Below are 7931 nucleotides of genomic sequence, written 5' to 3'. Positions count from 1 at the left end.
GTATTTTTTTACTTTTCTAAGCAGATCTGCCTTGCTTACCGGCTTTGCAAGGTAATCATCACAACCTGCGGCGACGGCCCTTGATCTGTCACCGAGATGAGAGGCGCTGGTAACCATGATGACCGGAATATGCGCAATAGCTTCATCTTCCTTGATGAGCCTGCAACATTCATCACCTTTCATCTCCTTCATGTACAGGTCGAGAAGAACCAGGTCCGGTTTCTCTTTCTGTGCCACTTCAAGGGCTTCCTGCCCGTTATGAGCCGAAAGGATAATGCAGTCCGTTCTTTGCAAAAAAGCTTTTTCTATCTCGATAAAGAAGCTGGAATCGTCTACAATAAGTATTTTTTTCATTATTCAAATCCACCTCTCCCGGCAGCTAACCCAGGAAATGAAAGTATTTTCTCCCAAACTATTATAATATCACAGGAAGACAACAAATCAACGTCAAATTAGTTTTCTTCATAAAAATTATAAACAGGCTTGATATATGCGAATCGATTGTTTATCTTATTGCTACCCGGCGCTGTCCGCTCAGGCAATTGCAGTAATGTGTCACTTCAGGTACGCCCGAACAAAGTGACAAGCGCCCTTGGGGTGAAAGAAGAATTATTCACCTTAAAATTAATCATTGCAATTCCTAAGGGGACAACAGGAATTACTGCCATGACTATGGAGAAGAGTTGTAATGTCTTTTTTTGTTGAGTGGAATGACTATCTAAAAGTCAATGTAAGCATACTTGATGAACAGAACAGGAAATTAACAATGCTTGCCAATAAAACCTATAATGCCTTATTAAAAAAACAGACAAACCCTGCCTTTGAGGAAAAGGTACTGCAGGCGCTCTTTGACTATGCAAAAGATCATTTCATTATTGAAGAAGAACTGATGATGAAAAACGGATATGACGGATTAAAACCCCATAAAGATGAGCATAATAATTACACCACCGGGCTCGTAGAGATTTTTCAAAAGCACCAGGCCGGTATTCCTGTTTCAGGACCAATCCTGGATCTGCTTAAAGACTGGCTGAAAAACCATGTATTGAAAAAAGACAAGGAACTTGGTATCTTCCTTAACAGCAGAGGGATTTATTGAAAGGATAATAATGGAGCAGCTGGCAAAGGGACTCATTACAATCGGCATTATTCTCATTGCCCTGGGAGGCCTTTTTCTCCTTCTCCCCCAGATACCTTTTCTGGGCTCTCACCTGGGAAAACTTCCGGGAGATATCTACATTAAAAAAGAAAACGTTACTTTTTATTTCCCTGTTACAACATCCCTTATCATCAGCATCGTCATATCTTTTATACTCTTTTTACTTAAGAAATAAGAAGGTCCGCAATGACTGATAAAAATGAGCCGGGAAAAATTGAGCAGCTTTTTAAAGCGATCAAAAATATTATTCCCGGTTTTTCAGGTTATCAGGACAGGAACTATATTATCGATTCCGACATTCTTCTCAGATACAATATAGCTCTTGAGTTGGAGAAGTTTGCAATAACACTGGAAGAGATCAGGAAACATCTTTTTCTGGAAGGAAGGCTTCCGGCAGAAGGGCATATCGAAAGCACAGCTCTTAGATTAAAAATGATGGCTTCATCATTCAGGGACAGAAAATATAATGACAACATGAGGGTAAGAATGGAAAAAATGTCCAGGACTGATATTGAAAGGCTCTACGAATATGATCTTTCAATCCTTGACCATATAGAGGGGCTTAATACTTCAATAGAGAAACTTGAAGCACTTAAAGGCGTGCCTCATGAATTCAAGGCAGAACTGGATTACCTCAATAACACCATCGATCCGATTGAGGAACATCGCATAAAAAGAGAGGAATTTTTGCTTCAAAGTTGAGGCTTTTCAGTAAAAATCCCGCCTGGCCTGAAAAATGAAAGCCCTTTATTAATGCACCAGTAAGGTAAGCAATCTGCTTACACCCACTCAAACTAGCCTTCGGGAGAAAGAAGCATCTTGACTCTATTCAAAATCTGCTCCGGCGGTGTATCTTTATCAATATACCCTGAAACACCAAGGGACTTCATATGCTCCCTGTCTGATTCACTCTTGAATACGCCACTCAAGGCAAGAATGGGAAGGTTCTTTCCCATAGCCCCCTTCCTGAGTTGCTCAATAAGCTGAAAACCATCCATTTTAGGCATAAGCATATCGAGAAGAAGAAGGTCAACATTAGGGAGTTCATGTTTGATTTTAGTAAAAGCCTCTTCACCATCATTGGCCGTTATCACCTCATAGCCCGCTTCAGTGAGCATATCTGAAAGCATGGCCCTGAAAAAGGCCGTATCATCGGCAACAATAATGCGTTTTTTTTCATTCATTGATTTATCTTCCCCGGGCGCAGCCTGACCGGCCTTTCCAACAACAACCAGTTCACCACATTTGCTGCACTTAAAACGGGCCTCTCCCTCATTTAGCCTCGACTCATCAAGACGATAGCGGCTATGGCAATTAGTACATTCGATAAGCATATCTACTCCTTCCCCTCCTTATTTTTTAGAGACTCAAGGGAAGCTCCGACAATTCATGAGCGCCATTTAACGAATGAAAAAAGCCATCTTCTGCTTAAAAGTTTTGCCTGTAGACCCGCTAAAGGCTGAAACCTTGCCTTGAACCCGGCTTTTTTGATTCCTTTATATGCGCACCCGGAATTATGAAAGATTCCCTTAATGCCTTATCCTGTTCATTTCACTGACAATATCTTCCCAGATAATCTCTCTCTGCTCATGGTCTTTCATGTTTTTAAGCATGGCCCGTCCACTCCTGATCTCCTCGTCACCGAGGACCAGCACATAAGCGGCGCCACAATTACCGGCCTTTCTCATCTGGGCCTTCAGGCTTTTTCCCTCATGATCGTATTCAACATGGATCCCATGAGTTCTCAGTTCATGAGTAACCCTAAAAGCCGTGTCAAAGGCTTCATTCCCCAGGGTTGCAATGAAAAGGTCCGGTTCATTACCGGGTTTAAGATCATCATCAAGAAGGAGAGAAAGGCGCTCCATACCGATGGCGTAGCCGATGGCAGGAGTGGTTGGTCCGCCCACTTCTTCAACAAGATGGTCATAACGTCCTCCGGCAGCAACGGCATCCTGGGAACCGAGATTAGCCGAAGTAATCTCGAAGGCCGTCTTTGTATAGTAGTCAAGCCCTCTCACCATCCTGGGGTTAATGTTATAGCTCAGGTTTAATACTCCAAGGTACTCTTTCAATTTAGAAAAGTCATTACTGCAACTGCCGCAAAGATGATCGAGAATAGAAGGGGCAGCCTTCGTTTCCTCCCTGCAAGCGCTGCTCTTGCAGTCAAGCACCCTTAAGGGGTTCTCCCTGTAGCGCCTCCGGCAATTTTCGCATAATTTCTCTACACTGTCACCAATGAAGTCAAGCAACTTTTCCTTATACCCGGGTCTGCAGTCCCTGCAACCGATTGAATTGAGGTTGAGTTTCAGTCCATCAATACCAAGCGCCTTAAAAAAGGTAAACAGCATGGATATGATCTCTGCATCGATGGCCGGACCGGATATGCCGATAGCCTCTGCTCCGAGCTGGTAAAACTGCCTGCTCCGCCCTTTCTGTGGCCTCTCGTACCTGAACATGGGACCAAAGTAGTAGAGCCTGGTCAATGATGACGTTGAATACATTTTGTGCTGCACATAAGACCTGACGACGGAAGCTGTGCCCTCGGGCCTTAAGGAAAGAAGTTCTCCCTTCCTGTCGGGAAAAGTATACATCTCTTTTTCAACAATATCCGTATCTTCTCCGATACTTCGGGTAAAAAGATTGGTCTTTTCAAGAATGGGAACCTTGATCTCTGAATAACCGTAGTTATGGAATACCTTCTTCGCAGCCGCTTCGATATACTGCCATTTGCCAGTCTCCGCCGGGAGAACATCGTTTATACCTCTGATTGAACTGTACTTTGACAACTGAAAACTCCTAAACAATTTTAAAGGGTAAATCTATACCGGCACGCTTATGAGTATAGCGAAAAATACCCCTTTTTGACACTTACTCTATTTTTTTAACCTTCCCTCTTTCGCATCACTGAAAACAGATTCCATGAGAGGAAAAAGCTTAAAGAACCGCTGAAACAATGAATTACTTTTGGAAATGAGAAACAAAAGAGAGGTTATTGCAACGCTACTCCTCCCTGGAAACAAGAGGAGCCAGGTATACCGTATTTCTTGACTTGTTCTTACCGCAATACATGGCCTTGTCAGCCATATCAAGCAGTTCCTTCTTGTCACTGGCATGACGCGGATAGGTTGCAATACCTATGGATGCCGTTACATGAAGGGAAAGTCCTTCATTTTGCAAAAAAGGCTTCTTTTCTATGTTCATTCTTATCCTGTTGGCAACTTTCTGGGCAATCTCATGGTCCGTATCAACGAGAATAATAGTGAACTCATCACCACCATAACGCACAACCGTATCAATTTCCCTTACGCATTCTATAAGCAGTTCTCCCACTTCAATAAGGAGTTTGCTCCCCACAAGGTGACCATGAACGTCGTTAACCTTCTTGAAGTAATCAAGGTCCATAAAAAGGACGGAAAAGGGAATAGTCGACCGGCTCGATCTTTTAACCTCTCTTTCCAGGGCTATTTCAAGAAACCTTGTGTTATAAAGGTCTGTCAGACTATCGACATAGGCCATTTCCTGGGCGCTGACATACTTTTCAACGTTCTCAAAAGAAAGGGAAGATTGCTCGGCAATAAAGGTTGCATTCTCTATGTCATCCCTGTTGTAATGTTCCTTCCCTATTTTACTAAATACAATGAGGAATCCCGAAACGGTTCCCTGTATTTTTACGGGAACAACGAGAAAAGACTTAAAATGACTCAAAAAGCCCTGGTCCTTTCCAGCCAGTTCTTTTACATCATAGGGGAGAATGGCTTCCTCTGCACCTTCATGACTTTTAAGCCACTTATTAAAAAGAGCGCAAATCATCTCTCCCTTTTCATTCCCCATATGCCTTACGGCCTTCAGATTCAGGCTCTCAAAATCCGTGTTTTTATCTCTAAAAAGCGACAAACCTGCCTGGCAGGTAATTTCCTGTATAACGGCATCAAGGGTATGTTCGTAGAGCTTGTCCCTCTCAAGGCACGAGCTGATTGTTCTGCTAACTTCAAGGAGTTTTAGCGACCTTTTCAGCCCCTGGTTCTCCTCCATAATCCTTTTCTGCTCAATACAGCGTCGTACCGTAAGCAGCAGTTCATCATTATTGACCGGTTTTCTGAGATAATCAAAGGCGCCGCTTTTAAGGGCGGCAATGGCCGATTCTATGGTGCCATGTCCTGTGATGACGATTACATCGGTAAGCGCATTGTGCTGCTTTGTCCTTTCCAGCACTTCCTGACCATCAATTTCAGGCATGATAAGGTCTGTAATGACGAGATCTACTTCATGGGAGTTTAGATAGGTAACGGCCTCTTTCCCTGAAGCAGCCTTGACGACATTATATCCGTCAGATTCCAGAATCTCGGCATAAAGATTTCTGAAAAAAGCATCGTCATCAACTATGAGTATTCTACCCGGGGACATTTATTAATAATAAAATGCTCTTAAAATAGGAACTTCATTTACACTATTCATTAAGGGTGGCTGAGGAAAGATTATTTAAAGATCTTCCCCCCCCTGCCCATGGCAATTTTTCCTGTCCTGGCAATCTCTTTTATTCCCATCGGTTTAAGCATCTCTATAAGAGCGCTGATCTTTCCTTCACTGCCCGTAATTTCGACCGTGTAAGTTCTTGGCGATACATCGATGACTTTCCCTCTGAAAATGTCAACTATTCGAGATATTTCGGCCCTCGTATCCGGTTCGGCAGCCACTTTTATAAGCACAAGCTCTCTTTCGACAGATTCACTGCCCGAATGATCGACGACTTTGATAACGTTGATAAGCTTGTTAAGCTGCTTCTCTATCTGCTCGATAATCTTTTCATTACCACTGGTTACAATTGTCATCCTCGATATCTGCGAATCCGTTGTTTCAGCAACACAAAGGCTCTCGATATTAAATCCTCTTCCGCTGAAGAGCCCTGAGACCCGGCTAAGTACTCCGAACTCGTTTTCAACAAGCACAGAGATTATATGACGCATAGTTCCTCCTAAGCTATATAAACAGTATCCCCTTGAGGGGCGCTATTTTCAGTGCCCCACAAGGGGACATTCTTTATACTAAAAGCATTTCACTAATCGGCGCGCCTGCGGGAACCATTGGATAAACATCCTCTTCAGGCGCTACGATAAACTCCATAATGACGGGACCCTCTGTAGCCAGCGCTTCCCTGACAACCATTTCTACGTCCTCTTTCTTATTGGCTCTCAATCCCTTTGCGCCATAAGCCTCGGCAAGCTTAACAAAGTCCGGCTGTACCTGCATGCAGGTATTTGAATATCTTTTGTCGTAAAAAAGCTCCTGCCACTGCCTTACCATTCCGAGAAAATGATTGTTCAAAATAGCGATCTTGACGGGAATGCGATACTGAACAACGGTGGCCAGTTCCTGTATATTCATCTGGATGCTTCCGTCACCGGCAATATCGATAACATGCCTGTCGGGAAAAGCAACGGCAGCGCCTATGGCCGCAGGAAAACCGTATCCCATGGTACCCAGACCGCCTGAAGTAAGAAAGGTCCTGGGCTTCCTGAATTTGTAATACTGGGCCGTCCACATTTGATTCTGTCCGACCTCAGTGCTGATAATGGCATCTTCGCCGGCCAGTTCAGATATTTTTTCTACAACATACTGGGGCTTGATATGATTTTTCCCCTGTTTGTAGGCCAATGGATAAGTCGCCTTCCAGGACTGGATCTCACTGTTCCAGGGTTCAATCGCCTTTTTGAATCCTTCCACATCTTCTTCATGGGCATGATTGATGATCTTTCTTAAAACATCTTTTACATCACCCACTATGGGAACATCTACCTTGACATTTTTACTTATCGATGTGGGATCAATATCGATATGAATGATCCTGGCATGGGTGGCGAAGGTGTCCAGCTTACCCGTTACCCTGTCATCGAATCTCGATCCGACGGCAATGAGGAGGTCACAGTGGGTAACGGCCATATTGGCCCGGTAGGTTCCATGCATGCCGAGCATTCCCATGGAGAGAGGATCATCTTCGGGAAATCCGCCGAGCCCCATGAGCGTCGTCGTCGTGGGAAGGTTCAGCATACGGGAAAGTTCCGTCAATTCCTCTGCCGCTTCAGAAAGCACAACACCTCCACCGGCATAAACAACCGGCTTTTTGGCCTTCATCATGAGCTTTACGGCCTTTATGACCTGCCCTATGTGACCTTCATAGGTGGGCTTATAACTGCGCATACTGATCTCTTCAGGGTAGTGAAAAACAGCTGACGCCTGTAAAACGTCCTTGGGAATATCGACCAGTACCGGTCCCGGCCTTCCGCTTGTGGCAATATAGAATGCTTCCTTTATAATTCCGGCAAGGTCGTTTACATTTTTTACAAGATAGTTGTGCTTTGTGCAGGGTCTCGTGATACCCACAATGTCAGCCTCCTGAAAAGCATCGTTTCCGATAAGGGCGGAGGGAACCTGGCCTGAAAAAACGACAAGGGGAATGGAATCCATATAGGCCGTGGCAATACCTGTTACCGTGTTAGTCGCGCCGGGCCCTGAAGTAACAAGCGCCACACCGGGCCTTCCCGTTGCCCTGGCATAACCGTCAGCACCGTGGACAGCCGCCTGCTCATGCCGTACCAGGATATGCTTGAGAGGAAAGTTAAAAAGTTCATTATATACATCAAGCACCGCGCCTCCGGGATAACCGAAAATGGTTTCAACCCCTTCCAGCCGCAGTGACTCAAGTAATATCTGTGCTCCAGTTTTTTTCACAAAAACCTCCCCGTTTCTATTTCGAAGCCTGCCGAAACAATTATCC

At 44.4% G+C, this 7931-nt stretch carries 9 protein-coding genes; 3 read left to right on the top strand and 6 right to left on the bottom strand.

Translation table 11 applies throughout. From position 1 onward, the window contains the following. The coding region (locus OEV42_15285; protein MDH3975640.1) for a response regulator at positions 1-354 on the bottom strand (354 nt) is incomplete at its 3' end. 334 nt (positions 355-688) lie between these two features. On the opposite strand from OEV42_15285, the gene OEV42_15280 reads away from it, so the two are divergent. Genes OEV42_15280 through OEV42_15270 form a run of 3 tightly spaced genes read left to right on the top strand, consistent with a single transcriptional unit; the run spans position 689 to position 1861 of the window. Continuing rightward, a complete protein-coding gene (locus tag OEV42_15280) occupies positions 689-1099 on the top strand; it encodes a bacteriohemerythrin (GenBank protein MDH3975639.1) in 411 nt (136 codons plus the stop codon). A 10-nt stretch (positions 1100-1109) separates the two neighbouring features. Beyond that, entirely contained in the window at positions 1110-1334 is a 225-nt protein-coding gene (locus OEV42_15275) for a DUF2905 domain-containing protein (GenBank protein ID MDH3975638.1), read from the top strand. Positions 1335-1345: 11 nt separating this feature from the next. Beyond that, the gene (locus OEV42_15270; GenBank protein MDH3975637.1) at positions 1346-1861 is read left to right on the top strand and encodes a hypothetical protein; all 516 of its coding nucleotides are present in this window, start codon (positions 1346-1348) and stop codon (positions 1859-1861) included. Between the two features lie 92 nt (positions 1862-1953). Here OEV42_15270 and OEV42_15265 read toward each other — a convergent pair whose 3' ends face one another. The 5 genes from OEV42_15265 to ilvB form a co-directional block, all read right to left on the bottom strand. Then, positions 1954-2493, bottom strand: coding sequence for a zinc-ribbon domain-containing protein (locus tag OEV42_15265; GenBank protein MDH3975636.1), 540 nt, complete (start codon positions 2491-2493; stop codon positions 1954-1956). Positions 2494-2688: 195 nt separating this feature from the next. Next, positions 2689-3945: a histidine--tRNA ligase gene (gene hisS / locus OEV42_15260; protein ID MDH3975635.1), complete on the bottom strand. Its 1257-nt coding sequence runs from the start codon at positions 3943-3945 to the stop codon at positions 2689-2691. A 214-nt stretch (positions 3946-4159) separates the two neighbouring features. Beyond that, the gene (locus OEV42_15255; GenBank protein MDH3975634.1) at positions 4160-5563 is read right to left on the bottom strand and encodes a diguanylate cyclase; all 1404 of its coding nucleotides are present in this window, start codon (positions 5561-5563) and stop codon (positions 4160-4162) included. Positions 5564-5634: 71 nt separating this feature from the next. Then, complete coding sequence (ilvN, locus tag OEV42_15250) at positions 5635-6123, bottom strand: acetolactate synthase small subunit (GenBank protein ID MDH3975633.1); 489 nt, start codon at positions 6121-6123, stop codon at positions 5635-5637. A gap of 73 nt (positions 6124-6196) precedes the next feature. After that, positions 6197-7885: a biosynthetic-type acetolactate synthase large subunit gene (ilvB, locus tag OEV42_15245; protein MDH3975632.1), complete on the bottom strand. Its 1689-nt coding sequence runs from the start codon at positions 7883-7885 to the stop codon at positions 6197-6199. Positions 7886-7931: the final 46 nt, after the last annotated feature.

Source organism: Deltaproteobacteria bacterium, from assembly GCA_029860075.1.
Lineage (GTDB): Bacteria > Desulfobacterota > JADFVX01 > JADFVX01 > JADFVX01 > JAOUBX01.
This window is presented reverse-complemented; position numbering and strand designations above follow the sequence as displayed.

Coding starts and splice junctions, on each gene's coding strand:
- OEV42_15280 (MDH3975639.1), top strand. CDS start 689: ATGTCTTTTTTTGTTGAGTGGAATGACTATCTAAAAGTCAATGTAAGC.
- OEV42_15275 (MDH3975638.1), top strand. CDS start 1,110: ATGGAGCAGCTGGCAAAGGGACTCATTACAATCGGCATTATTCTCATT.
- OEV42_15270 (MDH3975637.1), top strand. CDS start 1,346: ATGACTGATAAAAATGAGCCGGGAAAAATTGAGCAGCTTTTTAAAGCG.
- OEV42_15265 (MDH3975636.1), bottom strand. CDS start 2,493: ATGCTTATCGAATGTACTAATTGCCATAGCCGCTATCGTCTTGATGAG.
- OEV42_15255 (MDH3975634.1), bottom strand. CDS start 5,563: ATGTCCCCGGGTAGAATACTCATAGTTGATGACGATGCTTTTTTCAGA.
- ilvN (MDH3975633.1), bottom strand. CDS start 6,123: ATGCGTCATATAATCTCTGTGCTTGTTGAAAACGAGTTCGGAGTACTT.